22 protein-coding genes are annotated in these 25,615 nt (G+C 70.6%); 13 read left to right on the forward strand and 9 right to left on the reverse strand.

The window, feature by feature from the left end:
• Positions 1-513: 513 nt before the first annotated feature.
• The 7 genes from ABVN73_RS11300 to ABVN73_RS11330 all read left to right on the forward strand — a co-directional run bounded on the left by ABVN73_RS11300 (position 514) and on the right by ABVN73_RS11330 (position 7,530).
• The gene (locus ABVN73_RS11300; protein ID WP_353858071.1) at positions 514-1,611 is read left to right on the forward strand and encodes a glycosyltransferase family 2 protein; all 1,098 of its coding nucleotides are present in this window, start codon (positions 514-516) and stop codon (positions 1,609-1,611) included.
• A gap of 7 nt (positions 1,612-1,618) precedes the next feature.
• The gene (locus ABVN73_RS11305; protein ID WP_353858072.1) at positions 1,619-2,044 is read left to right on the forward strand and encodes a GtrA family protein; all 426 of its coding nucleotides are present in this window, start codon (positions 1,619-1,621) and stop codon (positions 2,042-2,044) included.
• Positions 2,045-2,233: 189 nt separating this feature from the next.
• Positions 2,234-2,713 (forward strand): Hsp20 family protein, encoded by a 480-nt coding sequence (locus ABVN73_RS11310; protein WP_014239222.1) that lies wholly within the window; start codon positions 2,234-2,236, stop codon positions 2,711-2,713.
• 59 nt (positions 2,714-2,772) lie between these two features.
• A complete protein-coding gene (locus ABVN73_RS11315) occupies positions 2,773-3,006 on the forward strand; it encodes a DUF1150 family protein (protein WP_353858073.1) in 234 nt (77 codons plus the stop codon).
• A 212-nt stretch (positions 3,007-3,218) separates the two neighbouring features.
• Positions 3,219-4,316 carry a hypothetical protein gene (locus tag ABVN73_RS11320; protein WP_353858074.1) on the forward strand — a complete coding sequence of 366 codons (1,098 nt, stop codon included), beginning with the start codon at positions 3,219-3,221 and terminating at the stop codon, positions 4,314-4,316.
• 14 nt (positions 4,317-4,330) lie between these two features.
• The gene (locus ABVN73_RS11325; RefSeq protein ID WP_353858075.1) at positions 4,331-5,176 is read left to right on the forward strand and encodes a LytTR family DNA-binding domain-containing protein; all 846 of its coding nucleotides are present in this window, start codon (positions 4,331-4,333) and stop codon (positions 5,174-5,176) included.
• A gap of 443 nt (positions 5,177-5,619) precedes the next feature.
• Positions 5,620-7,530 carry an acyltransferase family protein gene (locus ABVN73_RS11330; RefSeq protein WP_353858076.1) on the forward strand — a complete coding sequence of 637 codons (1,911 nt, stop codon included), beginning with the start codon at positions 5,620-5,622 and terminating at the stop codon, positions 7,528-7,530.
• A 58-nt stretch (positions 7,531-7,588) separates the two neighbouring features.
• On the opposite strand, the gene acnA is transcribed toward ABVN73_RS11330, so the two are convergent.
• A complete protein-coding gene (acnA, locus tag ABVN73_RS11335) occupies positions 7,589-10,279 on the reverse strand; it encodes an aconitate hydratase AcnA (RefSeq protein ID WP_353858077.1) in 2,691 nt (896 codons plus the stop codon).
• 248 nt (positions 10,280-10,527) lie between these two features.
• On the opposite strand from acnA, the gene ABVN73_RS11340 reads away from it, so the two are divergent.
• The gene (locus ABVN73_RS11340; RefSeq protein WP_353858078.1) at positions 10,528-11,865 is read left to right on the forward strand and encodes an ABC transporter substrate-binding protein; all 1,338 of its coding nucleotides are present in this window, start codon (positions 10,528-10,530) and stop codon (positions 11,863-11,865) included.
• On the opposite strand, the gene ABVN73_RS11345 is transcribed toward ABVN73_RS11340, so the two are convergent.
• Positions 11,862-12,881: a class I SAM-dependent methyltransferase gene (locus tag ABVN73_RS11345; protein ID WP_353858079.1), complete on the reverse strand. Its 1,020-nt coding sequence runs from the start codon at positions 12,879-12,881 to the stop codon at positions 11,862-11,864. The two genes, ABVN73_RS11340 and ABVN73_RS11345, sit on opposite strands and share 4 nt — an antisense overlap.
• A 318-nt stretch (positions 12,882-13,199) precedes the next feature.
• Here ABVN73_RS11345 and ABVN73_RS11350 point away from each other — a divergent pair, with 318 nt between their 5' ends.
• A complete protein-coding gene (locus tag ABVN73_RS11350; RefSeq protein ID WP_353858080.1) occupies positions 13,200-13,790 on the forward strand; it encodes an NUDIX hydrolase in 591 nt (196 codons plus the stop codon).
• A 14-nt stretch (positions 13,791-13,804) separates the two neighbouring features.
• Entirely contained in the window at positions 13,805-14,428 is a 624-nt protein-coding gene (locus ABVN73_RS11355) for a 3'-5' exonuclease (RefSeq protein WP_353858081.1), read from the forward strand.
• A gap of 4 nt (positions 14,429-14,432) precedes the next feature.
• Here the strand turns inward: ABVN73_RS11355 and ABVN73_RS11360 are convergent, their stop codons facing one another.
• The 5 genes from ABVN73_RS11360 to crtI (ABVN73_RS11380) are packed head-to-tail and all read right to left on the reverse strand — an operon-like array spanning position 14,433 to position 20,021.
• A complete protein-coding gene (locus ABVN73_RS11360) occupies positions 14,433-14,900 on the reverse strand; it encodes a DUF2141 domain-containing protein (RefSeq protein ID WP_353858082.1) in 468 nt (155 codons plus the stop codon).
• Complete coding sequence (locus ABVN73_RS11365; RefSeq protein WP_353858083.1) at positions 14,897-16,048, reverse strand: glycosyltransferase family 2 protein; 1,152 nt, start codon at positions 16,046-16,048, stop codon at positions 14,897-14,899. The genes ABVN73_RS11360 and ABVN73_RS11365 overlap by 4 nt, the downstream gene beginning before the upstream one ends.
• Complete coding sequence (locus ABVN73_RS11370) at positions 16,048-16,866, reverse strand: lysophospholipid acyltransferase family protein (protein ID WP_353858084.1); 819 nt, start codon at positions 16,864-16,866, stop codon at positions 16,048-16,050. Before ABVN73_RS11370 ends, ABVN73_RS11365 begins: the two co-directional genes overlap by 1 nt.
• Positions 16,867-16,875: 9 nt before the next feature.
• Positions 16,876-18,417: a phytoene desaturase family protein gene (crtI, locus tag ABVN73_RS11375; RefSeq protein WP_353858085.1), complete on the reverse strand. Its 1,542-nt coding sequence runs from the start codon at positions 18,415-18,417 to the stop codon at positions 16,876-16,878.
• Positions 18,414-20,021, reverse strand: coding sequence for a phytoene desaturase family protein (crtI, locus tag ABVN73_RS11380; protein ID WP_353858086.1), 1,608 nt, complete (start codon positions 20,019-20,021; stop codon positions 18,414-18,416). Before crtI (ABVN73_RS11380) ends, crtI (ABVN73_RS11375) begins: the two co-directional genes overlap by 4 nt.
• A gap of 9 nt (positions 20,022-20,030) precedes the next feature.
• Between crtI (ABVN73_RS11380) and ABVN73_RS11385 the strand changes: the two genes are divergently transcribed.
• Both ABVN73_RS11385 and ABVN73_RS11390 read left to right on the forward strand, forming a co-directional pair.
• Positions 20,031-21,503: an aldehyde dehydrogenase family protein gene (locus ABVN73_RS11385; protein ID WP_353858087.1), complete on the forward strand. Its 1,473-nt coding sequence runs from the start codon at positions 20,031-20,033 to the stop codon at positions 21,501-21,503.
• 14 nt (positions 21,504-21,517) lie between these two features.
• Complete coding sequence (locus ABVN73_RS11390; RefSeq protein ID WP_353858088.1) at positions 21,518-21,979, forward strand: DUF4126 family protein; 462 nt, start codon at positions 21,518-21,520, stop codon at positions 21,977-21,979.
• Between the two features lie 22 nt (positions 21,980-22,001).
• Here ABVN73_RS11390 and mtnA read toward each other — a convergent pair whose 3' ends face one another.
• Complete coding sequence (gene mtnA, locus ABVN73_RS11395) at positions 22,002-23,108, reverse strand: S-methyl-5-thioribose-1-phosphate isomerase (protein WP_353858089.1); 1,107 nt, start codon at positions 23,106-23,108, stop codon at positions 22,002-22,004.
• Positions 23,109-23,253: 145 nt separating this feature from the next.
• Here mtnA and ABVN73_RS11400 point away from each other — a divergent pair, with 145 nt between their 5' ends.
• The gene (locus tag ABVN73_RS11400; protein WP_353858090.1) at positions 23,254-24,963 is read left to right on the forward strand and encodes a histidine kinase dimerization/phosphoacceptor domain -containing protein; all 1,710 of its coding nucleotides are present in this window, start codon (positions 23,254-23,256) and stop codon (positions 24,961-24,963) included.
• 36 nt (positions 24,964-24,999) lie between these two features.
• Here ABVN73_RS11400 and ABVN73_RS11405 read toward each other — a convergent pair whose 3' ends face one another.
• Positions 25,000-25,572 (reverse strand): DNA polymerase III, encoded by a 573-nt coding sequence (locus ABVN73_RS11405; RefSeq protein ID WP_353858091.1) that lies wholly within the window; start codon positions 25,570-25,572, stop codon positions 25,000-25,002.
• Positions 25,573-25,615: the final 43 nt, after the last annotated feature.

A 25,615-nucleotide genomic window follows, 5' to 3' on the forward strand; every position in this document is an offset into this window, starting at 1 on the left:
GTGCGACGCATTCCCGGCGTACCAGCGGATGCCGCTCCGTTCCGGTCCACCCGCCCGTCCCGTCTACGCAAAGGATGTGCCGCCCCGGAGGTGGTCGCCCGTCATAGGCAACCCGGCCGAGGCAACCCGCACGGCATCGCCGTCGGGGGTGGCGGAGCGGCGACGCCCCCAGGCGGGAAAGCCCCGCCGTTCCGCGCCGCACCACGCCCTTCGGGGCACCCCGTCCGCACCGGCAATCGTCGCAAATGCCACCGGCCTGTGACGTTCCGGGGATTTCCGCCGGCCGGGCCGGCGGGGCCGCTGCATGACCGGGTTAGTACCGAATTCCGGCGGGGCAAAAGGGCCTCCGATCCCGTTGGCGAAGCGGGATGCCGGCGGTACCGCGCCGGTGTCGCCTGAAGACTGCGCTCTCGCCCGAAGGGGTCCTCCGTTGGTTTTCACGCCGTGAAAGCCATCCGCGGGACCGCCGTCGGGCCGGGGGCACGGACGGGAGGCGGTGACGGGAGAAGGTTTATGCAGCACGCCGTTGCCGGGGCCCCGCGGTTGTCCGTGGTGGTTCCCTGCTACAACGAGGCCGAGGGACTCGGCGAATTGCACCGCCGGGTGTCCGCGGTCTGCCGCGCCGAGGTCGGGCAGAGTTATGAGTTGATCCTGGTGGATGACGGATCGCGCGACGGAACCTGGAGCCGCATCGCCACCCTGGTGCGCGACGATCCGGCGGTGACGGGGGTGCGTCTGTCGCGCAACCACGGCCACCAGCTGGCCCTGACCGCCGGCCTCCACGTCTGCCGGGGCGAGCGCATCCTGATCATCGACGCCGATCTGCAGGACCCGCCGGAACTGCTCACCACCATGATGGCCCGCATGGACGCCGGGGCGGACGTGGTCTACGGCACCCGCATGGCCCGCGACGGCGAGACGTGGTTCAAGAAGGGCACGGCGGCGCTGTTCTACCGCCTGCTCGACCGGCTGGTCGACATCGAGATTCCCAAGGACACCGGCGACTTCCGCCTGATGAGCCGCCGCGCCCTGGAGGTGTTGAACGCGATGCCGGAGCAGCACCGCTTCATCCGGGGCATGGTGAGCTGGATCGGGCTGAAGCAGGAGCCGCTGCCCTACGACCGGCAGGCCCGCCTCGCCGGAACGACGAAATATCCCTTGGGCAAGATGATCCGTTTCGCGGTCGACGCGATCACCAGCTTCTCCATCAAGCCGCTGCGGGCCGCCTCCTACATCGGTTTCGTCTTCGCGCTGTGTGCGGTGCTGGCGCTGGGGTACGCGCTGGTGAGCTGGGCGCAGCACGCGACGGTTCCCGGCTGGACCAGCGTCATGGTCGTCATGCTGGTTCTGGGCAGCACGCAGCTTCTGATCCTGGGCGTCCTCGGGGAGTATCTGGGACGGCTCTACATGGAGACGAAGCACCGCCCGCTGTTCGTCGTGGACCGCATCGCCCGGCATGCGGATTTTTTGCCCCCCGGGACCGCGGCCGGCCATCAGGCGCCGGCAACCGCCGACATCGATCTGGGTACCGGCATCGCGGCTGCGGCGGGAGCCTTCTCCCGCATCGAAGCGGATGGCATCGAAGCGAATGGCATCAAAGCGAATGGTTGATCGGGACATGAGCGGCGCGGACGGATGGCGGGTGGCCATTCCCTGGAAGGCTCTGCGCTTCGCCGTGGTCGGGCTGCTGAACACGGCGGTCGACTTCGGGGTTTTCCTGGCGCTTCTCTCGTTGGCCGGGGCGCCCGTGCTGGTCGCCAACGCCGCCGGATTCTCCGCCGGGACGCTGTGCAGCTTCCTGGTGAACCGGAGCTGGACCTTCCGCGTGCGCCGCGAGGAGGCGCCCATGGCACGGCGCCTGCCGCTGTTCCTGGCCTTCAACATCGTCGGGCTGGGCCTGTCCACGCTGGTGGTCGGCCTGCTGGTCCCCGCCGTGCCGCCGCTGGCCGCCAAGATCGCGGCGGCCGTCGTCACCTTCGCCTGGAGCTACTGGTCCACCCGACGCTTCGTCTTCAACGCGCCGGCCGCCAATCCCCTCGCCTGACGCCCCGGTTCAAGGCGGCCCGCCGAGGGGCGGGCGCGCTTTGCCGCAACGGCGAACCTTGACCGCCGGGCGGCCTACCCCAATCTATGACGGAGCGGCGCCGAGCCTCCCCCTTTCGGGCCGCCAGCCAGCCGGGCGCCGGAAACGGGCCCAATGTGCAACTCGCTCGCCTCTCGAGGAGGATGCGCCGTGACGACACGTCTTTCGCTCTTCAACAGTCCGCTGCTCCTGGGCTTCGACCAGTTCGAGCGCACGCTGGACCGCATCGCCAAGAATTCCGCGGAAGGATATCCGCCCTACAACATCGAACAGATCGGGGACGAAGGCCTGCGCATCACGCTGGCCGTGGCCGGCTTCACCTCCGAGGACCTGTCGGTCCAGATCGAGGACAACCAGCTCGTCATCCGCGGCCGCCAGACCGACGACCGCTCGCGCATCTACCTGCACCGCGGCATCGCCGCCCGGCAGTTCCAGCGCAGCTTCGTTCTGGCGGAGGGGATCGAGGTGGTCGGCGCCTCGCTCGACAACGGCCTGCTCAACATCGACCTCAAGCGGCCCCTGCCGGAACCGAAGGTCCGCACCATCAAGATCGAGCAGCCCGCCCAGGCCGCCAGCGGCACCGCCGGACCGCAGACCATCGACGTCGCGCCCGACCGCGGCGACGCCTGACCGGTCCCCGCGCCCCCGCTGCCTCACCTCACCGACCGATTCGTCCAAAGGACTGCGTCATGAACAGCTTCGACATCGACAAGGCCGCCGCCTATCTGCGCCAACTGTCGCCCCAGGACTTCGCCGGCTTCGGGCTGGACCATGTCGCCTACGTGCGGCCGGTGACCGTCGACGACGCCCCGGCCTTCTCCGTCCACGCCGCCGACGGCACGCCCCTGACGGTTGTGACCGAGCGCGACGTGGCCTTCGCCACCGTCCGCCAGAACGACATGGAGCCGCTGAGCGTCCATTGACGCCCGAAGGTTTCGCGGCAACCCCCGCAAGGGTTGCGATAGGGCCGGTCCATCGCGGACCGGCCCTTTTCGTTTTTGTACGACCGGTGCTATGACATTGCACCGGGACGCCCCCTTCAACCCTTGCCTGCCCCCCTCAACCCGCTATCCTTGTGGGGGACCGCGAAAGTGGCCAAGCGGGCGGATGGGCGCCGGCTTGCGGGGAGATGGCATTGAGCGACGGGGCAGACACCAGCGAGGCCGTGGCCGAGGTTGCGGGGGACAAGCCGGCACGACCCCAGGGCGGAGGCCGGCGCAGGCAGTGGGAGGACGAGGCCCGCGACGCGCTGCACATCATGCCGCTGTCGGCCATCCCGCTGGAAACACCGGGGCTCCAGCACGCCCGGCTGATCAAGAACGTGCGGTTGCAGACCGTCGTCGAGATGTTCCACGACGTCCAGACCGGCAGCGGGCAGGTCTCGCCGCGCCACCTCACCGCCTATTTCGAATCCTACAAGGAAGAGGTGGAGCGCGACCTCGTCAAGATCGAGAAGATCGCCGCCGCCTCCAGCTTCGACGTCTACACCTCCCGCATCGAACTGCGGCGGATGAACATCGACGTCAACAGCGTCGAGTCGCTGACCCTGTCCGACCGCAAGAAGGAGGAGCTGACCAACTACATGCGCGTCTTCACGCGCCCGCTGGTCGAATATGTCTACGGGTCCGAGGACATGCAGGTCCAGGACGTGAAGGACATCATCGGCATGTTCTCCAACCCCAACCGGGACGAGGCGCTGCGCAACCTGCGCATGATGGCCGACCGGCTGGACATCGAGCTGGGGGAGATCCCGCAATTTCTTGAGGAATACGGCGACATCTTCCTGTCGCTGGCCTATTTCAAGAAATGCCTGGACGACATCGTTCCGGAGATCCAACGCTTCCTCTCCTGGATGGCCGAGATCCGCAGCTCGACCGAGGTCAAGCGCGACGCCCGGCAGATGCGCATGCTCGACGAGATCAGCCGCGACCTGACCGACATCTCGACCTCGATCACCGGGCGGTTCGAGAGCTTCGACAACCGGTCCAAGGATTTCTGGCGCGACATCAACGCCGAGACCTTCCATTCCATCCGCGAGCTGATCGCCTCCCACCATGTCACCATCGGCGGCGTGCTGTGCGGACTGGCGGTGAAGATGGACCTGTGGAAGGCGCGCTTCGCCCGCGGCGGCGGCGGCCCCAACCGGCGCATGGAGTTTGTGAAGTCGGAAATCCTGCCCGGCCTGTCCCACATCAAGTCGCTGGAACAGTCCGCCCGCTCCGCCAGCGCGTAACCCTGGATGATGCCGTGGACAGCCCCGCGATGGGTCTCCCCCGCACACCCTACCGCCGCCGGCTGCTGGGGCGGCGGCTGCCGGTTCTGCTCGGCGCGGCGCTGGTGCTGGCCCTGCTCGGTCCCTTCGGCACCTTCGCCGATCTGACGCTGCCCCAGCGGCTGGCCTACTGGGTCGGGCTGATCGGGCTGGGCGGCCTCGCCTTCGAGCTTCTGACCCTGGCCGCCGCCCGCCTGCTGCGGGAACGGCCCGAGGCGTGGCGCGCCCTTCTGGCCGGAGTGGCGCTGGCGGTGGCGGCGCCGATGACGCTCGCCGTGGCTCTGCTGGAACGGTCTTTGCGGGGCAAGGACATGCTGAACCCGCTGGGTCTGGCGGAGCTGTTCGTCTACGTCGTCCTCATCACGCTCCTGGTGTCCGCCATCCCGGTCTGGCTGGAGCTGCGCGACCGCGGACTTCTCGCCGCCGCCCCGTCGTCTACGCCGCCCCCCGCTGCATCAGACCCAGCGGAAGCAGCCCCGGCGGAGCGGCCGGAGCCCGCCTTCCTCGCCCGCCTGCCGGCCCGGCTCGGCCGCGACCTGCTGGCGCTGGAGATGGAGGACCATTACGTCCGCGCCCACACGGCGGCGGGCAGCGACCTGATCCTGATGCGGCTGCGCGACGCCATCGCCGAGCTGGACGGGCTGGACGGGATGCAGGTTCACCGCTCCCACTGGGTCGCCGCCGCCGCCGTCGCCGGGGTGGAGCGCAAGCCGGACGGCAAGCTGGTGCTGGTCCTGCGCGATGGCCGTCGCGTGCCGGTCAGCCGCAGGTACGCGGCGGCGGTTCGCGAGGCGGGCTGGGCGGAAAAGACGGGGCCGTAACCAGCGCCCCTCGAGGTACACGAAAACACTGTGAAAACCCAGGCGGACTCTGACACCCCACGCAATAACGGATGTTTTCACTATCCCCATTGGGCGGCCATTACCGTTGAATTCTTGTTAGATCATTCAAAGTGCCGACACCCTAAGGCTTTCATTCCATAATTCACTTCAATGCGCCGCCACGATGCCATACCATCGAATTCACAGGCATTTTTCCATCAAGGGCAGCGAAAACAAGAAGGCAATCCAGGCGATAAAAACGCCAACCTTACGCCGATAGCGCGACGTCTTTCAGTCTTCATGGAATTGTCAGGAAGCGGTCTCACCGCCTCCCCTCGCATAGCCGGACACTGTCCTCCTCCCTCGTCGTTCGCCTCCCGCCGCAGAACCGGGTTCGGGACCGCCGACCCGCGCCTCCGCTCCACCCAAGCATCGCGGGTCCCATGACCTACCGCCCCGACATCGACGGCCTTCGCGCGGTATCGATCCTTTCGGTTCTGCTGTTCCACGCGAAGTTTCCCCTGTTCAGCGGCGGATACATCGGCGTCGATGTGTTCTTCGTGATTTCCGGCTACCTCATCGGCTCGATCGTTCTGAACGACGCGCAGCGGGGCACCTTTTCGCTGGCCGATTTCTACATCCGCCGCATCCGCCGAATCCTTCCCGCCCTGTTCGCGGCGCTGGCGGTCACCGCGGTGCTCGCCCTGTTCCTGCTGTCGCCCCAGGAGTTGAAGAGCTTTTCCCAAAATCTCGCGGCGACCACGCTGTTCTCGTCCAACATCGTCTATTATCTGAAGTCCGGTTACTTCGAGACCGCGGCGGAGATGAACCCTCTGCTTCATACTTGGTCGCTGGGGGTGGAGCAGCAATTCTACATCGTCTTTCCGCTCGCCGTGCTGGCCCTGCTCCCGTACGGGCGTTCGGTGTGGGTCGCCGTTCTTCTGGCGGCGGCGGCGGCGTCCTTCGCCCTGGGCGTGTTCCTGGTGCGGGATCATCCGGTGGCGGCCTTCTACCTGCTGCCGCCCCGGCTGTGGGAGCTGGTGCTGGGCGCGCTTCTCGCCTTCGGCGCCGTCCCCGACATCCGCGACCGCGCGGCGCGGGAACTGGCCTGCGCGCTCGGCGCAGCCCTGATCGTCATCAGCGTGTTCACCTTGACGGAGGCGACGGCCTTTCCGGGCTACGCCGCGCTGTTGCCCTGCCTGGGCGCGGCGCTGGTGATCCACGCGGGGCGGAGCGGTCCGACGGCGGTCGGGAGGGTGCTGACGCTGCGCCCCATGGTCTTCATCGGCCTGATTTCCTACTCGATGTACATCTGGCATTGGCCGTTGATGGTCTTCGCGCGGTTCCACAAGGGGCGGGACCTGACCACCAAGGAGACGCTGATCCTTCTCGCGGCCATCGCCGCGGTGTCCCTGCTGTCCTGGCGGCTGATCGAAGTTCCCTTCCGCAAGCCCCGACCGGGGACGGGAGCGACGTCGGGCCACCCGCCGGCCACGGTTTTCGCCCGCACCGGCCGGGTCATGGCGGGGCTGGTGGGGGTCGGGCTGATCGGCCATCTGACCGACGGACTGCCGCAGCGCTTCACCGACTACGCGCCGCAGGACATCTCGGGGCGGGAACTCTACAAGGAGCACACCTGCTTCCTCGAAACCGACCAGCCGCCCGAGGCGTGGCCGGGCCTGGAGAGTTGCCGGATCGGTTCCCTGAAGGCGGAGGCGCCCACCGCCCTGCTCTGGGGTGATTCCTTCGCCGCCCATTACGTGCCGGGGCTGCAGACCGTCGCCGACACCCTGCCCTTCAACATCGTGCAGTACACGGCGTCCGGCTGCCCGCCCATCAAGGATCTGCCCGTCAACGCCCGCCCGAACTGCCAGGAGTTCAACCACCGCGTCGAGGAGATCATCGACCGCAACGGCATCCGCATCGTCATCATGGCGGCGCGCTGGGAATGGTACATGGACACCAACGCCCTCGATCTCCGCCGCCTGCACGAGACCGTGGACGCGCTGCTGAACCGGGGCATCCGCATCGTCGTGATGGGGCAGAGCCCGGTCTTCCGCTTCCGCAACCCCTACGACCACACCTATTTCATGAAGTCGGAGCGGGCCTATTCGATCACCGGCCAAGCCGCCGACCTGCCGGTCATCACCGCCACACAGGGCGCGCGGTTCGTCGACACCTCCGACTATTTCTGCGACCCCGATCCCTGCAAGGCCCTTCCGCTCTGCCGGATCAGGGACGACCAGGGCTTCTACTTCCTGGACCAGGGCCATTTCTCGGCCCATGGCAGCACCCTGATCGTGCAGAGCATCCAGGAGATCCTGCGCGCGCCCGACCCGGCCTACGGAGAGTGAGGCCCGGCCGGGACGCCGCGAAACGAGGGGGCGGCGACGCCGCCCCGCTCGTCTTCCGTCACTTCGCGAGATTGCGCAGGACGAAGTTCAGCACGCCGCCGTTCCGGTAATACTCGACCTCGTCCACCGTATCGATGCGCAGCAGCAGCGGCACCTGCCGCGTCTGCCCGTCGGCGCGGGTGATGGTCATCGTCACGTCCTTGCGCGGGCGCAGGTCCTGCTCGATGCCGGCGATGTCGAAGGTCTCGGTGCCGTCCAGCGCCAGATCGTTGCGGGTCAGCCCGTCCTTGAACTGGAGCGGCAGGATGCCCATCCCGACGAGGTTGGAGCGGTGGATGCGCTCGAAGCTCTCGGCGATGACGGCGCGGATGCCCAGCAGCTTGGTGCCCTTGGCCGCCCAGTCGCGGCTGGAGCCGGTGCCGTATTCCTTGCCGGCGATGACCACCAGCGGCACGCCCTCCTGGGCGTAGCGCATGGCCGCGGTGTAGATCGGCAACTGCTCGCCCGAGGGGTAGTGCCGGGTCTCGCCGCCCTCCACCCCCGCCAGCATCTCGTTGCGGATGCGGATGTTGGCGAAGGTGCCGCGCATCATCACCTCGTGATTGCCGCGCCGCGCCCCGTAGGAGTTGAAGTCCTGCGGGCGCACCTGATGGCTCAGCAGATACTCGCCGGCCGGGCTGGTCTTCTTGATCGATCCGGCGGGGGAGATGTGGTCGGTGGTGATGCTGTCGCCCAGCACGGCCAGCGCGCGGGCGCCCCGCACGTCGCTCACCGCCTCGGGGGTCTTCGGCATGTCGGCGAAGAAGGGCGGCAGCTTCACATAGGTGCTGCCCGCCTGCCACTCGTAGGTCTGGCCCTCGGCGGTCCGGATGCCGCGCCACTGCTCCGGCCCCTCGAACACGTTGCCGTAGCGGCTGCGGAACATCTCCGCCGACAGCGAGGCGTCGATGGCGTCCTGCACCTCCTGGTTGGTCGGCCAGATGTCCTTCAGATAGACGGGCTGGCCGTCATGGCCGGTGCCGATGGGGTCCTTGGTCAGGTCGATCTTCATGTTGCCGGCCAGCGCGTAGGCGACGCACAGCGGCGGCGAGGCCAGATAGTTCGCCCGCGTGTGCGGGTTCACCCGGCCTTCGAAGTTGCGGTTGCCCGACAGCACGGCGGCGACCACAAGGTTGCCCTCCTCCACCGCCGCGGCGATGGGGTCGGGCAGCGGGCCGCTGTTGCCGATGCAGGTGGTGCAGCCGTAGCCGACAATGTTGAAGCCGAGCTGGTCGAGGTAGGGCTGGAGCCCGGCCTTGGCCAGATAGTCGGTGACCACCTGCGAGCCCGGCGCCAGCGAGGTCTTGACCCAGGGCTTGGACTTCAGCCCCTTCTCCACCGCCTTGCGGGCGAGCAGGCCGGCGGCCACCAGCACCGCCGGGTTGGAGGTGTTGGTGCAGGAGGTGATGGCGGCGATCACCACCGCCCCCTGGTCGAGGTAGTAGCCGCAGCCCTGCACGGGGACGGAGCGGTCGGCGTCCTCCGCCTTGAAGGCGCCAACCAGATCGCCGCCGAAGCTCTGCGCCGCCTGGGACAGCGGCACGCGGTCCTGCGGGCGCTTCGGGCCGGCCAGCGACGGCTCGACCGTCGTCATGTCCAGCTCCAGCGTGTCGGTGAAGACGGGGTCCGGCGTGCCGGCGTCGCGCCACATGCCCTGGGCGCGGGCGTAGGCCTCGACCATCGCCACGCGGTCGGCGTCGCGGCCGGTGAAGGTCAGGTAGCGGATGGTCTCCGCGTCGATCGGGAAGATGCCGCAGGTGGCGCCGTATTCCGGGGCCATGTTGCCGATGGTCGCGCGGTCGGCCAGCGTCAGGTGGTCCAGACCCGGCCCGTAGAACTCCACGAACTTGCCGACCACGCCCTTCTTGCGCAGCATCTGGGTGACGGTCAGCACCAGGTCGGTCGCCGTCGTGCCCTCCTTCAGCCGCCCGGTCAGCTTGAAGCCGACGACCTCGGGGATCAGCATGGAGATGGGCTGGCCGAGCATGGCCGCCTCCGCCTCGATGCCGCCGACCCCCCAGCCGAGCACGCCCAGCCCGTTCACCATGGTGGTGTGGCTGTCGGTGCCGACCAGCGTGTCGGGATAGGCGACCAGCTTGCCCGCCGGGTCGGTGTCGGTCCACACGCCCTGCGCCAGATACTCGACGTTCACCTGATGGCAGATGCCGGTGCCCGGCGGCACGACGCGGAAATTGTCGAAGGCCTTCTGGCCCCAGCGCAGGAAGGCGTAGCGCTCCAGGTTGCGCTCGAACTCCAGCTCGACGTTCTTCTCGAAGGCGGAGGGGTTGCCGAAGAAATCGACCATCACCGAATGGTCGATGACCAGATCGACCGGCACCAGCGGGTTGATCTTCTTGGGATCGCCGCCCAGCGCGGCCATCGCCTCGCGCATCGCCGCCAGATCGCAGACCGCCGGCACACCGGTGAAGTCCTGCATCAGCACGCGCGCCGGGCGGTAGGCGATCTCACGGTCGGACCGCTTGTCGTGAAGCCACTGGGCCACCGCCTTCACGTCGTCGGTGGACACGGTGCGTCCGTCCTCGAAGCGCAGGAGATTCTCCAGCAGCACCTTCATCGAGTAGGGCAGCCGGGAGAGGTCGCCCAGTCCGGCGTCCTCCGCGGCCTTGATGCTGAAATAATCGTAGCTCTTGCCCCCGACGGACAGGGAGCGGCGGGTTTTCAGCGAGTCCTGACCGGTGAACGTCGTCACGGTACCCCTCCTTCGCGTTATTGGCGGACCGGCCGGGCGGCGGCCGTGGTTTCCGCATGTCTCAACCGCCTGATTTAGTGCCGGTCCCGCCCCCCTTCAAACGGCGCCGTGCAAAGGGCAGGCAAGCGCAAGCGTGAGGGCTGCGCTCTCCTCGTGCGAAAAGGGTCCGGTCCGTACTAGAATCCCGCACAACGAAAACCACGCGGACGGGCGGAACGGCCCGGCGCGCGACGGGTGGAGGAAACGGAATGGCATGGCGCGCCCCAGCCCTGGCGGTTGCGGCCCTGACGGCGATGCTTGTCGGCACGCCGGCCGAGGCCGCTTCGGAGCCGCCGCAAGGGGCGCAGTTCTTCCCGCACCTCGTCTACCGCAGCGGCCCCTACGCGCCCTACGGCATCCCGCTGGCCGACGGGGTGGCCGACTATCTGACGCTGATCAACCGGCGCGACGGCGGCATCGGCGGCGTGCCGATCGCCTGGGAGGAGTGCGACACCGGCTACAACACCGACCGCGGGGTGGACTGCTACGAGCGGCTGAAGGCCAAGGGGCCGACGGGGGCCGCCGCCGTGCTGCCTCTGTCCACCGGCATCACCTACGCCCTGATCGAGCGCGGGGCCGCCGACCATATCCCGGTCTTCTCCTCCGGCTATGGGCGGGCGGACGTGTCGGACGGGCGGGTCTTCCCCTACGCCATCAACGCCCCGGCCAGCTATTGGACGGGCATCGACGCCGCGATCAGCCACATCGCCACGGAGCTGGGCGGGACGGAGCGGCTGCGCGGGCGGAAGATCGCCTACGTCTACCACGACAGCGCCTTCGGCAAGGAGCCGCTGCCGATGCTGGAGGCGCTGCGCGGCCCGCTGGGCTTCGAGATGCGCAGCTTTCCCGTCGCTCCGCCGGGGCTGGACCAGCGCGCCGTCTGGACGCAGATCGCCCGCCACTACCGGCCCGACTACGTGATCCTGTGGGGCTGGGGCGTGCAGAACTCCACCGCCCTGCGCGAGGCGGCGGCGGCCGGCTATCCCGCCGACCGCATGATCGGCGTCTGGTGGGCCGGGTCGGAGCTGGACGTCCGGCCGGTCGGCCCGGCCGCGGTCGGCTACAAGGCGGTCGCCTTCCACGCCGCCGGGACGGACCTGCCGGTGATCCGCGCCATCCGCGAGCAGGTCCACGCCCGCGGGATGGGGGCCGGCGATCCCGGCCAGATCGGCACGGTGCTCTACAACCGCGGGGTCTTCAACGCCGCCGTCCTGGTCGAGGCCATCCGCACCGCGCAGGGCAAATACGGGCGCCGGCCGCTGACCGGGGCGCAGGTGGCCTGGGGCTTCGACCATCTGGACCTGAGCGCCGACCGGCTGAGCGAGCTGGGGCTGGACGGCTTCATGCAGCCGCTGCGCATCACCTGCGCCGACCATGAGGGGATCGTGCCGCTGCATGTGCAGCGGTGGGACGGGGAACGCTGGCAGGACGTGTCCGGCCCCATCGAGCCGCGCCGCGCCCTGATCCGCAAGCTGGTGACGGAGTCGGCCCGGCGCTTCGCCGCGGAGCGCAAGATCGAGCCGCGCGCCTGCGATGAGAAACCTTAGGCCGGGCGCATCGCCACGTAGCGGCAGAAGCGCAGGCCGCTGCCCAGCACGCGCAGGCGCGACCACCACAGCGCCAGCTCGCGGGCCAGCGCCTTGAGCACGCGGGGTTCGGGGACGGCGGTCTTCAGCGCCTCGCCCAGCCGGCGCACCCGCTCCACGGCCTGACGGCGGTGGAACTGGGTCAGGTCCTCGGAAATCCGCAGGTCCAGGTTGCGCTGCGTCAGCTCGTCGGCCATGCGGGTGGCCGACCAGGGATAGACCTCCAGCGGCTCGGAATCGCGCCAGCCGTTCCAGCTTTCCCAGGACGTGGGGGTGCCTTCGATCACGTAATCGAACAGCAGCACGCCCCCCTTCGGCTTGACGCACTCGCTGATGCGGTCGAGGAAGTTCTCCTTGTCGCGCACCCGGTGCATCACCCGGTCGGCCAGCACGAGGTCGAAGGAGCCCGCCTGGTTGAAATGCTCGGGGTCGTAATGGCCGATCGGGGCCTTCTTCGACACGCCCAGCGCCTTGGAGCGCTCCATCCCCAGCTTGGCCAGCAGGGGCGACATCTCCAGCCCGGTCACCCAGGTGTCGTAGCTGTTCACGATGCCGCGCGCCGGCCCGCCCAGCCCCGCCGACAGATCAAGCACGCTCTTCGCCGGGTTCAACCCGAAGGAGCGGACGGATTCGACCATCCATTGCGCGTCGCCGGGACCGACGCAGTCCTGGCCCCACAGCATCTGCGCCCCTTCCGTGCGGGCGACCGACCAGACCGGCTCGCCCTGGCGGTCGAGCTGCAGGTTCTCCAGCCGCTCCAGGTCGGGATCGCTCCGCGGTGTCTCGGGCGGCGGGGCGCCGGCGGGCGTGGCGGAGCCCAGCGCCTCGACCGGGCCGCGCAGCGGCAGGCGGGAAGCCGGGGCGGAGCGCGACAGGCGGGTCAGGGCGGCGAGGTCGTAGCCTTCCCACCAAGCGACGAATTTCGTCCGCCAGTCGGGATTGCGCCAGCGCTCCCTATCCTGAAAATTGTGCCGCATCCGGCGCTGCGTTTCCAAAATTGCTGCCCCACGAAGGACGGCCACCGCCGGCATCCGCGGATACCGCACAATATAGAGGTAGGCCTCAACAGTCGGGGAGTCAAGTAACCAGCGGGAAGTGTTAAAGAGGACTTGCCAGAACTGTCGCGAAAATTTTATCTAACTGTGAAATATTTCCGCAACACCCATGGCTTGCAGCCGCCGGAGCGGCGCGCCGCACGGTGGCCGAAGCGCGCCGCGTTGCAGCATCGGGCCGCAATGCCTATAGTTTCGCCCCAGCACCCCGCAGCCGTCCCACACCGCGCAAGGAGCACCGGCGTGCCGCACAAGACCGGCAACCCCTGGACCGTCCTGACGACCAAGCCGATCTACGAGAATCCATGGATGCGGGTGGTGGAGCACGACGTGCTGACCCCGTTGGGCAATCCCGGCATCTACGGCGTCATGCATGCCCAAAATCTGGCGACCGGGGTGGTTCCCATCGACGACCGGGGCCGGGTCACGCTGGTCGGCCAATACCGCTTCCCCCTGGAGCAGTACAGCTGGGAGATCCCGGAAGGCGGCGGCAAGAAGGGCGTCGACCCGGTGGAGTCGGCCAGGCGCGAGCTGCTGGAGGAGACCGGGCAGACGGCGCGCCACTGGCTGCCGATCCTGAAAATGCACCTGTCCAACAGCATCACCGACGAGACCGCCCACTGCTATCTCGCCTGGGGGATCGAGCAGGGGCAGGCGGAGCCGGAGGAGACCGAGGTCCTGCAGCTGCGCCACGTCCCCTTCGCGGAGGCCTACGCCATGGTCAAGCGCGGCGAGATCACCGACGCCATCGCGGTGGCCTGCCTGATGAGGGTCCGCCTGATGGCGCTCGACGGCGACCTGCCCGAGGACGTCACCCGCCTGATCCTGGGCTGAGGGGCGGAGAGATCATGCAGGCCGTCGCCATCGACTTCGAGACCGCCAACGAATCGCGGACCAGCGCCTGCTCCATCGGCGTCGCCTGGATCGAGGACGGGCGCGTGGTGGAGACGGAGGAGCATCTGATCCGCCCGCGGGAGATGCGCTTCAATCCCTTCAACACCGCCGTCCACGGCCTGCGGGCGGAGGATGTCGCCGGTGCGCCGGAGTTCCCGGAGGTCTGGCGCCGCTTCGCCCGCCGGCTGGAGGGGCGTCTGGTGCTGGCCCACAACGCCTCCTTCGACATCAGCGTGCTGCGCCACACGCTGGACGATTACGGGCTGGCGTGGCCGGCCTGCCGCTACCTCTGCACCGTGGTGCTGGCGCGCAAGGCGTGGCCGCAGCTGGCCGCGCACAAGCTGAACTACCTGGCCGACCATCTGGGGATCGCGCTCGACCACCACCGCGCCGGCAGCGACGCCGAGGCCTGCGGGCGCATCGCGCTCGCCGCCACCCGCGTTCTCGGTCTGGAGCGGCTCGCCGACATCGCCGCGGCCACCGGCATCACGCTGGGACAGCTGGCGCCGGGCGGCTACAGCCCCTGCAAGGGCGGCAACCCGCCGCCCCGGCGGCGGCGTCTGGTGCCGGCGATCTGAGGCCTCAGCGCTCGACCAGATAGCGCAGGGTCAGCGTCGTGCGCGTCACCGGCTCGGCGACGGTCAGGGCGGCGTCGGCGTAGCGCGGCGGCCCGAAGCGCATGGGGGCGTCGTTGCTGAAGCCGACTCCTTCCTTCGGCAGGCCGAGGAAGTTGCGGTCGAGTTCGAGATTCTGGTTCTCGTCATGAAAGGACTGCACCGCGTAGGTGCCGGGCGGCACCTTGTGCACCACCACGGTGACGCTGCCCGGCCGTGCCGGCTCCGCCGCGGTGTAGGGACAGTTGGGCCCCAGGAAGGTCTCCGGCGTGCACACCGCGACCAGCACCTTCCCCTGCGCGTTCGCGACGTTGGCGACGGTGATGGCGAGGTCGGCCGCCGCCGCCGGGGCCGTCGCCAGGAGGACCGCCAGAGCGGCCAGCGATCCACCCGCTGTGATGCCGCGGGCGTTGCGGAACTGCCGAGGGGTCATCATGGTGCACCCGTTCTGGAGGTGGACGGATAGGCGCGCCCCCGCCATTCCGCCGGACGGCCCCGGCGGGCGCGCAGCAGGGCCGACCATTGGATCGCCAGCAGGATCAGAATGCCCACCGGATGGAGCAGCGCGCCGGCCAGACTCTGACGGAAACGCAGGGCCAGCAGCAAGCGGAACGACAGCCCCGCCGCCATGGCCAGCGCCGCCAGGCCGACCGCCGCGTCCGGCAGCGGGTCCAGCACCGCCCAGCCCAGCAGCAGCCAGGGCAGGACATGGCCGCCGAACAGCAGAAGGGTCCAGACCGGCAGCGCGACCGGGGTCGCCATCCCCTCCGTCGCGTTCTTCGAGAAGCCGGACCACACCTCCCCCCAGCCGCGGTACATCCGGCAGCGGGCGAGGCTGGTCGCGTCGAACAGGTCGGTTCCCTGCCCCGCCCGGCGGAAAGCGCGCGGCAGCGTCACCCCGTCGTGCAGCGACGTGGCGATGGCGGCGTGGCCGCCGGCCGCCGCGTAGGCGTCGCGCCGCACCGCGATCAGCTGGCCGCAGGCGGCGGCGAATCCCGGGCTGGCCGACCAGCGCATCCCGACCATCGGCAGGTAGCCGAGGAGAAGAACGTGGATCAGCGGGATCACCAGCGCCTCGGCCAGGGTGCCGGTCTCCTGGCGCGGAAAGCCGCTGACCAGCCCCGACCTGCCCGCCAGCAGCGCGCCGCAGGCCAGCCGGGCGGCGTCGGGGGCCAGCCGCACGTCGGCGTCCTGGAACAGCAGCACCGGGTGCCGCGCCAGCCCGGCGAGCGCCTGGCAGGCGTGCTGCTTGCCCGACCAGCCCGGCGGCAGCGGCGGCGCCTCCTCCAAGCGCACGCGCGGGTCGCGGGCGGCGAGGGCGCGGACGATCGCCGCCGTGCGGTCGGTGGAATGGTCGTCCAGCACCACCACCTCCACCGTCACGCCGCAGCTGGACAGCGCCGCCCGCACCGCGCCGGCGATGGTGGCCTCCTCGTTGCGGGCGGGGATCAGGATGCTGACGGCGGCGCCCGGCGGCGGCTCGGCCGTTGGCCGGCGGTAGAGGCACAGATTCACCAGCCCCAGCCCCAGCGGCAGCAGGGCGAGCGCCAGAGCCAGCGCGGCCAGCAGCGTGACGTCGGGCATCAGCGGGAAACCCCTTCCTTATCGGATGCGTCACCATGCGCGGGGCTGAAGCGGTGCCCGCCCACCCACGCCCGCGCCCGGCGCCACAGGTCGTAGACGCCGCCCACCCCCGCCGAACCGTCGACCAACGTCAGGAAGCGCGCCGGGTCGCGGCTCTGCGCGTCGAGCGCCAGCGCGTCCATGGTCGTCTCCAGCCGCCGTTCCAGCGCGGCGGCGATCTCCGGCACCGGCCGGCCGGCGACGTCGGAGGCCGGCATGGGCTCGCCGAAGCGGGCCAGCGCCTCCGGCGTGCTCTCGTCCCAGAACGGGTATTCCACGGCGAGCGGCACCACCAGGGCCTCCGGCGCGCGGCGGACCAGATGGGCGATGCCCGGACGCAGGCGGACCGGGCGGCGGCGCGGGTCGGTGAAAGCCCCCTCCGCGGTGATCCACAGCATGGAGCGCGGGTCGGCCAGGATGCGCCGGCCGTGGCGCAGGAAGGCGGCAGCCCCGCCCCGCCCCGGCTCGACCCCGAACAGGCCGATGCGCGCCATGAAACGGTAGCGGCGCAGCATCGCCGCGTCGATGGGGCCGTAGCCCGGCCGGTCGCGGTAGCGCGTCGTCCCCATCACGATCAGCAAGGCGGGGTCCCACCAGGACGGGTGGTTCAGGCAGACGATCACCGGCCGGTCTGCCGGCAGGGCCGGCCAGCCCGGCCGGGCCAGCCGCACCGCGTGGAAGTCGCGCCGCATCCGCCGCGCCATGACGGCGCCGAAGAAACGGCAGAGCGCCGGCGAGCGCAGCGCGACCGGATCGTCCTTCCGCCCGTCATCCTCCATGCCCGTCCCTCAGGCGACGGCGCGCAGGTCGGTGTCGCGCGCCCCGCCCCGCAGGTCGCGGTCCAGGCTGTCGGCGGCGATCCAGCCCGACATCAGCACCATCGGCATGCCCGGCCCGGGATGGGCGGCGCCGCCGGCCAGATACAGCCCCGCGACGTCGCGCGAGCGGTTGCCCGGCTTGAAGGCTCCCATGAAGCGGCCGTGGCTGGCCAGCCCGTAGATGGCGCCGTTCAGCACGCGGTAGCGGTCGTGGATGTCCTGCGGGGTCAGGACGCGCTCGACGCGGATGCGGTCCTCCAGGTCGGCCATGCCGGCGGTGCGCTTCAGCTTGTCGAAGACGGTGCGGCGGTAGTCCGGCAGCATCCGCGACCAGTCGTGGTGCGGCCGCAGGTAGGGGGTGTGGACCAGCACATAGAGCGCCTCGCCCCCCGGCGGCGCCACGCCGGGCTCGGTGCGGGCCGGGGCGGCGATGTAGCAGGTCGGGTCGGGCGCCGGCTCGCCGCGGCGGTAGATCCAGTCGAACTCCTCCGCCGGGTCGCGCGAGAAGACGAAGTCGTGGTGCAGCAGGTGGTCGTAGCCGCGGTCGAGCCCGAGATAGAAGACCACGCCCGAGCAGGCCGGCTCGTAGCGGCGGCGCTTGCGGAAGCGCTTGGCCGGGGCGCCGCCCACCAGCTCCTCGTAGGTGCGGACGGAATCCATGTTGGAGACCACCGCCGACACCGGGATGCGCTCCCCGCCATCGGTCTCGACGGCGGTGACGCGCTTGTCCGTTACCTCCAGCCGGCGCACGCCGGTGCCGGTGCGGATCTCGACGCCGAGGCGCCGGGCCACCCGCTCCAGCGCCACCGGAACGGCGCGGGTGCCGCCCATCGGGTACCAGACGCCGTCGTTGGTCTGCATGTGGGCGATGGCGCAGAGCACCGCCGGGGAGCCGTAGGGGGAGGACCCGACATACTGGGTGAAATGGTCCAGCATCTGGGCGGCGCGCGCGTCGGGGACGTGGCTGCGGATGGTGCCGGCCACCGTGCTGCCCATGCGCAGCGCCAGCACGTCGGACAGGGTGCTGGTGTTCATGCTGTCGCGGAGCTTCAGCGTGTCGCCGAGATCCTCCACCGACTTCCAGAAGAAGAAGCGTTCGGAAATGCCGTGCAGACGCTCCGACAGCGCCTGGAAGCGGCGGTAGCCCTCCCCGGCGCCGCGGCCGGGGGTCAGCCGGTCAAGCTCCGCGGCCATCGCGCCGATGTTCTCCGACAGGTCGAGCACGGTGCCGTCGTCGAAGAAGCAGCGCCATTGCGGCTCCAGCCGGACCAGCTCCAGCTCGCGGTCGAGGTCGCAGCCGGCCTCCGCCAAGATGCGGCGCAGGACGCGCGGCACGGTCAGGATGGTCGGCCCCATGTCGAAGCGGAAGCCGCCCTCCTCCAGAACCGCCGCCTTGCCGCCGACCCAGTCGTTCTTTTCCAGAAGCACCACCTTGTGGCCGCGCGCCGCCAGAACCACCGCCGACGCCAGCCCGCCCAGGCCGCCGCCGATCACCGCGATCCGATCCGTCATGCCAGTCCCCCCGCTACGGCCCGCTTGGGCAGGCCGGACAGTCCCATGGTTTCGCTGCGCCAGGGCGTCGGCAGGCCCAGCTCCGAGGCCAGCAGCCGCGACGTGATGCGCGCGCCTTCGAAGATCACCGGCAGGCCGCTGCCGGGGTGGGTGCCGCCGCCCACCAGATAGACTCCGTCCAGATCCTCGAACCGGTTGTGCGGCCGCAGGTGGAGCATCTGGTCCAGGCTGTGCGCCAGATTGAAGGTGGCGCCGCGGTGCACCGCGAACTGGCGGTCCCAGTCGGCCGGAGTCACCACGCGCTCCACCCGGATGCGGCGCTCCAGATCGGTCAGGCCGAAGCCGGCCAGCCGGTCGAGCACGAGGCGGCGGTAGCGCGGCGCCTCGGCCGCCCAGTCGATGTGGCCGCGCTGGTGGCCGACCGGCACCAGGATGTAGAGGGTGCTGCCGCCGGGCGGGGCGAGGTCCGGGTCGGTGGCGCAGGCGTTCTGCACGTAGATCGACGGGCGGCGCGGCATCTCGCGCCCGTCCTCGATCTCGGCCAGATTGCGGGCGTAATCCTCCGCCAGATAGACGGTGTGGTGGTCCAGCCCCTCCATCCGTCCCTCGATGCCCAGATAGAGCATGAAGGTGGAGCAGGAGAATTTCTTGGTCGCGATGCGGGCGTCGGTCCAGCGGCGGCGCAGGTCGTCGGGCACCAGGGTCGTCATCGCGCGGGCGAAATCGGCGTTGATGACCAGCGCGTCGGCCGGATACTCGCCGGCCTCCGTCCGCACCCCGACGGCGCGGCGGCCCTGGAAGCGGATGTGGCGCACCGTCTCGTTCAGCCGCACGGTGACGCCGAGACTTTCGGCCACCCGCCGCATCGCCTCCATCACCGCCTCGGTGCCGCCGCGCGGGTGGAAGACGCCGTGCTCGTGCTCCAGGAAGGAGAGGATGGTGAACAGGCTGGGGCAGCGGAAGGGCGACATGCCCAGATACTTGCTCTGGAAAGAGAAAGCGAGGCGGACGCGCGGGTCCTGGAAGTAACGGGACAGATCGCGGTCGACCGAACGCTGCGGCGAGAGCCGCCCCAGCGCCTTCAGCATCGGCAGCGACGCCAGCGCCCAGGGGCTCGAGAAGTCGGTTTCCAGGATCGGGCGGAACAGCTCCATCTTCGCGCGGTTGTCGGCCAGGAACCGCGGCAGCCCCTGGGCGTCGCGCGGGTCGAGGCGGGCGATCTCCGCCATCAGCGCCTTCATCTCGGCGTGGACCCGCATCTCCCCGCCGGCCTCGAAGACCAGCCGGTAGAGCGGGTCGAGGCGGATCAGATCGACCTCGTCCGACAGGCGGCGCCCGCAGGCCTCGAAAATCTCCTCGAGGATGCGGGGATAGAGGAAGAAGGTCGGCCCGCTGTCGAAGCGGTACCCGTCGAGCGCGAAGCCGGCCGACCGGCCGCCGACGCGGTCCTGCCGCTCCAGCACGGTGACCTTCGCCCCGGTGAGCGCCAGGAGCATCGCGGATGCCAATCCACCGGGCCCAGCGCCAATGATCACGACTTGCCGTTCCATCCGCTTGTCAAACGCTCCCGAGCTGCCGACTTGTGTGAAGGCAGTTACGAACATGGACCGGAAATGGATCACAGCCACAATGCCACCTCTCCAGGTGTAACCCCTTGGACAAGCGGGGCCGGTGATCCATTTTCAACTGCGCGCGCGGCGTGGGCCGGCGGCAATACAGGCGAAAGACTGTCCATCATCCGCAACATCCGCCGCCGCATCGCGGCGGATGCGGAGGACCTCGTGCACACGCTGGCGACCCGCCCCGGACGGAGCGCGGCCGAAAGCCTGAGCGCGGAAATCCTGCCGCTGGCCGAGGCCTGCCGCTTCCTGGAGCGCGAGGCCGCTGCGCTGCTGGCGCCGCGGCGGCTGGGGGCGCGCGGCCGACCGGTCTGGCTGTTCGGCGTCGCGGCGGAGGTGCGCCGCGAGCCGTTCGGCACCGTCCTGATCGTCGGCCCGTCCAATTACCCGCTGCTGCTGCCGGGGGTGCAGGCGCTCCAGGCGCTGACCGCCGGGAACACGGTGCTGGTCAAGCCGGCGCCCGGCTGCTCGGCGCCGATGGAACGGCTGGCGGACTGGCTGGCCGAGGCCGGCCTTCCGGATGGCCTGTTCCAGCTGCTCGACGAATCGCCCGACGCGGTGTCCGACGCGATCACCGCCGGCATCGACAAGCTGGTGCTGACCGGATCGGCCGCCACCGGCCGGGCGGTGGCCCGCCAGCTCGCCGATGGGCTGGTGCCCTCCACCATGGAGTTGTCGGGGAACGACGCGGTGTTCGTCCTGCCGGGCGCCGACCTTGGCACGGTCGCCCGCGCGCTGGCCTTCGGCCTGCGGCTCAACGGGTCCGCCACCTGCATCGCGCCGCGCCGGGTCTTCGTGCCGCGCGCCCTGGCGGGCGAGTTGGAAAAAGCGCTGACCGCCGCCGTGGCGGCGATCCCGGCGGCGGCGGTGCCGCTGCCGTTGCGGCGCCGGCTGGTCGGGCTGGTCCGCGCGGCGATGGCGGAGGGCGCCCGCCCGCTCGGCCCTCTGCCCGACGACGCGGACCCGGCGATGGCGCCGTTGATCGTGGCCGACGCGCGGCCGGGCATGGCGCTGCTGCGCGAGGAGCTGTTCGCCCCCATCCTGTCGCTGGTGCCGGTCCGCGACATGGGGGAGGCGCTGGAGGCCGCCGCCCGGAGCCCCTACGCGCTCGGCGCCTCGGTCTTCGGGCCGGAGGCGGAGGCGCGCGCCCTGGCCGGGCGGCTGGACGCCGGGACGGTGACGGTCAACGACCTGATCGTGCCGACCGCCGACCCCCGCCTGCCCTTCGGCGGACGCCGAGCCAGCGGCTGGGGCGTCACGCGCGGGGCCGAAGGGCTGCTGGAGATGACGCGGGTGAAGACCGTCTCGGTGCGGCGCGGCCGGCGGCTTCCCCACACCGACCCGCCGCGCGACGGCGACGCGGCGCTCATGCTGGCGGCGATCCGCCTGCTCCACGGCGGTCCCGGCGCCCGTGCCGGGGCCTTCCGGACCCTGATCCAGGCCCTGCGCGACCGCCGGCCCGACTGACGCGGAGTCCCCCGATGACCGTCCTTTTGCTCGCCGTCCTGATCGGCGCCGTCGCCGGTTCGCGCACCATGCTCGCACCGGCGGCGGTCTCCTGGGCCGCCTACGGCGGCTGGCTCGACCTGTCGGGAAGCTGGCTGTTCTTCCTCGGCCACCCGGTGTCGCCCTGGGTCTTCACCGCGATGGCGGTGGGGGAGCTGGTTGCCGACAAGCTGCCCAGCACCCCCAGCCGCAAACGTCCCTTCCCCTTCGCCAGCCGCATCGCCAGCGGCGCCATCGCCGGCGCGGCCATCGGAGCGAACGCGGGCTCGTGGGTGCCCGGGCTGATCGCCGGCGGGCTCGGCGCGGTCGCCGGCACGCTCCTTTTCTACGAAGCGCGCCGGCGCATGGCCGCCGCCTTCGGCCGCGACCGGCCGGCGGCGCTGATCGAGGACGCGGTGGCGCTGGCCGTCGCGCTGCTCGTCGTGGCCGCGGCGTAAGCGGCTTTTCGGAAAGAGGGGGTCAGCGCGCCGCGCCGCCCTGCTCCGGGAACAGGCCCGACAGCCCCTCCCGGCTCGCCGGGCAGACGCCGCGCTCAGTCACCAGACCGGTCACCAGACGGGCCGGGGTCACGTCGAAGCCGTAATTGACCGCCGGGCTGCCGGCCGGGGTGACGCGGATGGTCTCGATCCGCCCGTCGGCGGTGATGCCGGTCAGCTCGGTCACCTCGCGGGCGTCGCGCTCCTCGATGGGGATTTCCCTCACCCCGTCGGCCATGCCCCAGTCGATGGTCGGCGAGGGCAGCGCGACGTAGAAGGGCACGCCGTTGTCGTGGGCGGCCAAGGCCTTCAGGTAGGTGCCGATCTTGTTGCAGACGTCGCCGGTCGCCGTGGTGCGGTCGGTGCCGACGATGCACAGGTCGACCATGCCGTGCTGCATCAGGTGGCCGCCGGTGTTGTCCACCACCACCGTGTGGGGCACGCCGTGGCGGTTCAGCTCCCAGGCGGTCAGGCTGGCGCCCTGGTTGCGCGGGCGCGTCTCGTCCACCCAGACATGCAGGGGGATGCCCTCCTCGAAGGCGACATAGACCGGGGCCAGCGCCGTGCCCCAATCCACGGTGGCGAGCCAGCCGGCGTTGCAATGGGTCAGCACGTTCACCGGCTCGCCCGGGGCCTTGCGGCGGGCGGCCTCGCGGATCAGGGCGGCACCATGCTCCCCGATGGCGCGGTTGATGGCCACATCCTCGTCGCAGACCGCCGCGGCCTCGGCGTAGGCGGCCTCGGCGCGGGCGGCGGGCGGCAGCGGCGCCAGACGGGCGCGCATCCGCTCCAGCGCCCAGCGCAGATTGACCGCGGTCGGGCGGGTGGCGAGCAGCCGGGCGCCGGCCTCCTCCAGAGCGGCGTCGGACGGGTCGGCCCGCATGGCCAGCGCGACGCCGTAGGCGGCGGTCGCCCCGATCAGCGGCGCCCCGCGCACCAGCATGGCGCGGATGGCATGGGCGGCTTCCTCGAGGTTTGTCAGCCGCGCGACGGCGAAATCATGCGGCATCCGCGTCTGGTCGATGATCTCCACCGCCCAGCCGTCCTGCGCCGGCCAGATGGTGCGGTAGGCCGTGCCGTCGATCTTCATACGCCATACTCCCCGCGCTCGATGCCGCTTCGGCCTTTCGGCCCGGCGCGACAATAGGGGGTGGCGCGGCGCGGTTCAACGGGCGTACCCAGGGAACAGGAGCCTGCAAAAAAGTGTTGGTCCGCCACGAAAGCCACGACCTTCGATGCTCAACGGCCTCTCCCCCATGCCCCTGCGCGCCCTGCGATCCAAAGGTTCCCCACTGCTCTACCGGATGCCGGGATCGGCGCTGGTGCTGATGGTCTGCGCGGTGGCGCTGCTGCTGACGCTCGGCCTGTCGGCCAGCTTCGCGCTGCGCGACCGGGCGGCGGCCCTGCAGCACGCCCAGGACACCGCCGGCAACGCCAGCCTGCTGGTCGCGGAGCACGCGGCCCGGCTGGTGGAGACCAGCGACCTGATCCTGAAGCAGGCGGTCCAGCTCGCCGGGCCGGCGGACGCCCCGCTGCCCAACGACCGCGCGGCCTGGGAGCGCTACGCGGCGCTGGTGCGGGGCACCCCCTATCTGGTGTCGATCTGGCTGTTCGACGCCGAAGGCAACGCCGTCCTGACCACCCGCCGCTTTCCCACGCCGGCGATGAGCGTCGCCGACCGCGATTACTTCCTGGCCCAGCGGACGGGCGGCAGCGAGGCGGGCGGCCATCTCTTCATCACCGCCCTGGACAACAGCCGGTACAGCCAGGAGCCGCTGATCCTCCTCTCGCGCCCGCTGGCCGCCGCGCCGGGGCAGTTCCGCGGCGTGGCCCTGGTCGCCGTCTCGCCGCGCTACGTCCGCGACATCTACAAGAGCTTCGACTTCGACTACGCCCGTTCCATCACCCTGCGCCGGGCCGACGGCACGGTGCTGCTGCACGAGACCCAGGGGCCGGACGCCACCGACAGCGCCCCGGCGGAAGCCGCCGGGGAGCCGGAAATCACCGCGCTGCGCCGGGTGGACAGCGTGCCGCTGACCGCCGAGGTGGCCATTCCGGTGAGCAGCGTCATGGCGCGCTGGCGCGGGCAGCTCTGGACCTACATCTCCTACGCCTTGGCCGCGCTGGCCGCGGTGTCGGTGATCGGCGGGATGGCCCTGCAGCGCGCCCGGCGGGAGCGGCAGGCGGAGAACGCGCTCCAGCACGCCTACGACACGCTGGAGGAGCGGGTGCACCAGCGCACGGCGGAGCTGGAGCGGACCAACGCCCAACTCGAAACGGCGGTGACCGACAAGGAGGTCCTGCTGAAGGAGGTCCAGCACCGGGTGAAGAACAACCTGCAGGTCATCTGCAGCCTGCTGCGCCTCCAGGCCGCCCGCATCGACGAGCCGGCGCGCCGCGCCTTCGACGAGAGCCTGCGCCGCATCCAGTGCATGAGCCTGATGCAGGAGCTGCTCTACCGCTCCGACCAGCCGGCGCGCATCGACTTCGCCGACTACCTGCGGCAGCTCTGCGACGGGCTGGTCCGCTCGACCAACCCGACCGGGGCCCGGCTGACGGTGAACGCCCCCCAGCCCTGGAGCCTGGACGTGGACCAGGCGACCCCGCTCGCCCTGATCGCCAGCGAGCTGGTGTCCAACGCGCTGCTCCACGCCTTCCCCCTCGGCCATCCCGGCACGATCACGGTCGCGCTGCTGCCGGAGGGGGAGGAGGGCATGCGGATGGTGGTGCGCGACGACGGCACCGGCCTGCCGCCCGATCCGTCCGCCGCCCAGAACCGCGCGACCGACAAGCGCCAGAGCGGGCTGGGGCTGGTTCTGGTCCGGGCGCTGGCCCAGCAGGCCGGGGCGGCTGTGACCATCGACCGCCAGCCGGACGGCGGGCCGGGCACCCGCTTCATCGTGTCGGTGCCGACCCTCGCCAAGACGCAGACGAAAGCCGCCTGAAGGGGGGTGCCTGAAGGGGGCGCCTGAGATGCGGCGTCAGGGCCGCGGCGGCTCCAGGCGCAGATAGACCATGGCGGAAGCGAGCGCGCTGGCGTAGGCGTCCTCCCCGGCACGCGGCGGCAGGTCGAGATCGCGCAGGATGCTGTCCAGCCGCAGGTCGACCGCGTATTTGCCGGGCGCCTTGGCCTTGCGGCCGTAATAGAGGCTGGACACCTCGATGCGCGGGTTCGGCAGGGCCATGCCGACCATCGGCTGCACCAGCCGGTCGAGAAGCCCCACGGTGAAATCCAGGTAGTAACCGACCAGCGGCCGGTTGCCGATGAAGGCCAGCAGGCGGGACAGCGCCGGCTCCGCCGGTTCGGTGGGCCAGAAGGACAGGATCAGGCGCTGGCTGGTCAGGACGCGGCTGCCGCGGATGCGCAGCGCGGCGACGCTGCGCAGATCCGCCGTGGCCGCGTCGAAGGAGGTGGCCTCGCAATGGATCGCCACCCGCTCCCCGCTCTCCTCCCCCGACAGCAGAAGGGCGCGGTCGGGATGTTCAGGCATGGCCGGGACGGGCGGCGCGACCACCCCGTTGGCCACCACACCGGCAATGGTCTCGGTCGGCATGCCGCCTCCTCTCCCCGCGCGTCCGGCGGGTCAGCGATTCAGG

The organism is Azospirillum formosense (assembly GCF_040500525.1).
GTDB lineage: Bacteria > Pseudomonadota > Alphaproteobacteria > Azospirillales > Azospirillaceae > Azospirillum > Azospirillum formosense_A.

Excerpts from the sequence above, each read along its gene's own strand:
- ABVN73_RS11300 (WP_353858071.1), top strand. The coding sequence starts at position 514 with ATGCAGCACGCCGTTGCCGGGGCCCCGCGGTTGTCCGTGGTGGTTCCC.
- ABVN73_RS11305 (WP_353858072.1), top strand. The coding sequence starts at position 1,619 with ATGAGCGGCGCGGACGGATGGCGGGTGGCCATTCCCTGGAAGGCTCTG.
- ABVN73_RS11315 (WP_353858073.1), top strand. The coding sequence starts at position 2,773 with ATGAACAGCTTCGACATCGACAAGGCCGCCGCCTATCTGCGCCAACTG.
- ABVN73_RS11330 (WP_353858076.1), top strand. The coding sequence starts at position 5,620 with ATGACCTACCGCCCCGACATCGACGGCCTTCGCGCGGTATCGATCCTT.
- ABVN73_RS11340 (WP_353858078.1), top strand. The coding sequence starts at position 10,528 with ATGGCATGGCGCGCCCCAGCCCTGGCGGTTGCGGCCCTGACGGCGATG.
- ABVN73_RS11345 (WP_353858079.1), bottom strand. The coding sequence starts at position 12,881 with ATGCGGCACAATTTTCAGGATAGGGAGCGCTGGCGCAATCCCGACTGG.
- ABVN73_RS11355 (WP_353858081.1), top strand. The coding sequence starts at position 13,805 with ATGCAGGCCGTCGCCATCGACTTCGAGACCGCCAACGAATCGCGGACC.
- ABVN73_RS11360 (WP_353858082.1), bottom strand. The coding sequence starts at position 14,900 with ATGATGACCCCTCGGCAGTTCCGCAACGCCCGCGGCATCACAGCGGGT.
- ABVN73_RS11365 (WP_353858083.1), bottom strand. The coding sequence starts at position 16,048 with ATGCCCGACGTCACGCTGCTGGCCGCGCTGGCTCTGGCGCTCGCCCTG.
- ABVN73_RS11370 (WP_353858084.1), bottom strand. The coding sequence starts at position 16,866 with ATGGAGGATGACGGGCGGAAGGACGATCCGGTCGCGCTGCGCTCGCCG.
- crtI (WP_353858085.1), bottom strand. The coding sequence starts at position 18,417 with ATGACGGATCGGATCGCGGTGATCGGCGGCGGCCTGGGCGGGCTGGCG.
- crtI (WP_353858086.1), bottom strand. The coding sequence starts at position 20,021 with ATGTTCGTAACTGCCTTCACACAAGTCGGCAGCTCGGGAGCGTTTGAC.
- ABVN73_RS11385 (WP_353858087.1), top strand. The coding sequence starts at position 20,031 with ATGGATCACAGCCACAATGCCACCTCTCCAGGTGTAACCCCTTGGACA.
- ABVN73_RS11390 (WP_353858088.1), top strand. The coding sequence starts at position 21,518 with ATGACCGTCCTTTTGCTCGCCGTCCTGATCGGCGCCGTCGCCGGTTCG.
- mtnA (WP_353858089.1), bottom strand. The coding sequence starts at position 23,108 with ATGAAGATCGACGGCACGGCCTACCGCACCATCTGGCCGGCGCAGGAC.
- ABVN73_RS11400 (WP_353858090.1), top strand. The coding sequence starts at position 23,254 with ATGCTCAACGGCCTCTCCCCCATGCCCCTGCGCGCCCTGCGATCCAAA.
- ABVN73_RS11405 (WP_353858091.1), bottom strand. The coding sequence starts at position 25,572 with ATGCCGACCGAGACCATTGCCGGTGTGGTGGCCAACGGGGTGGTCGCG.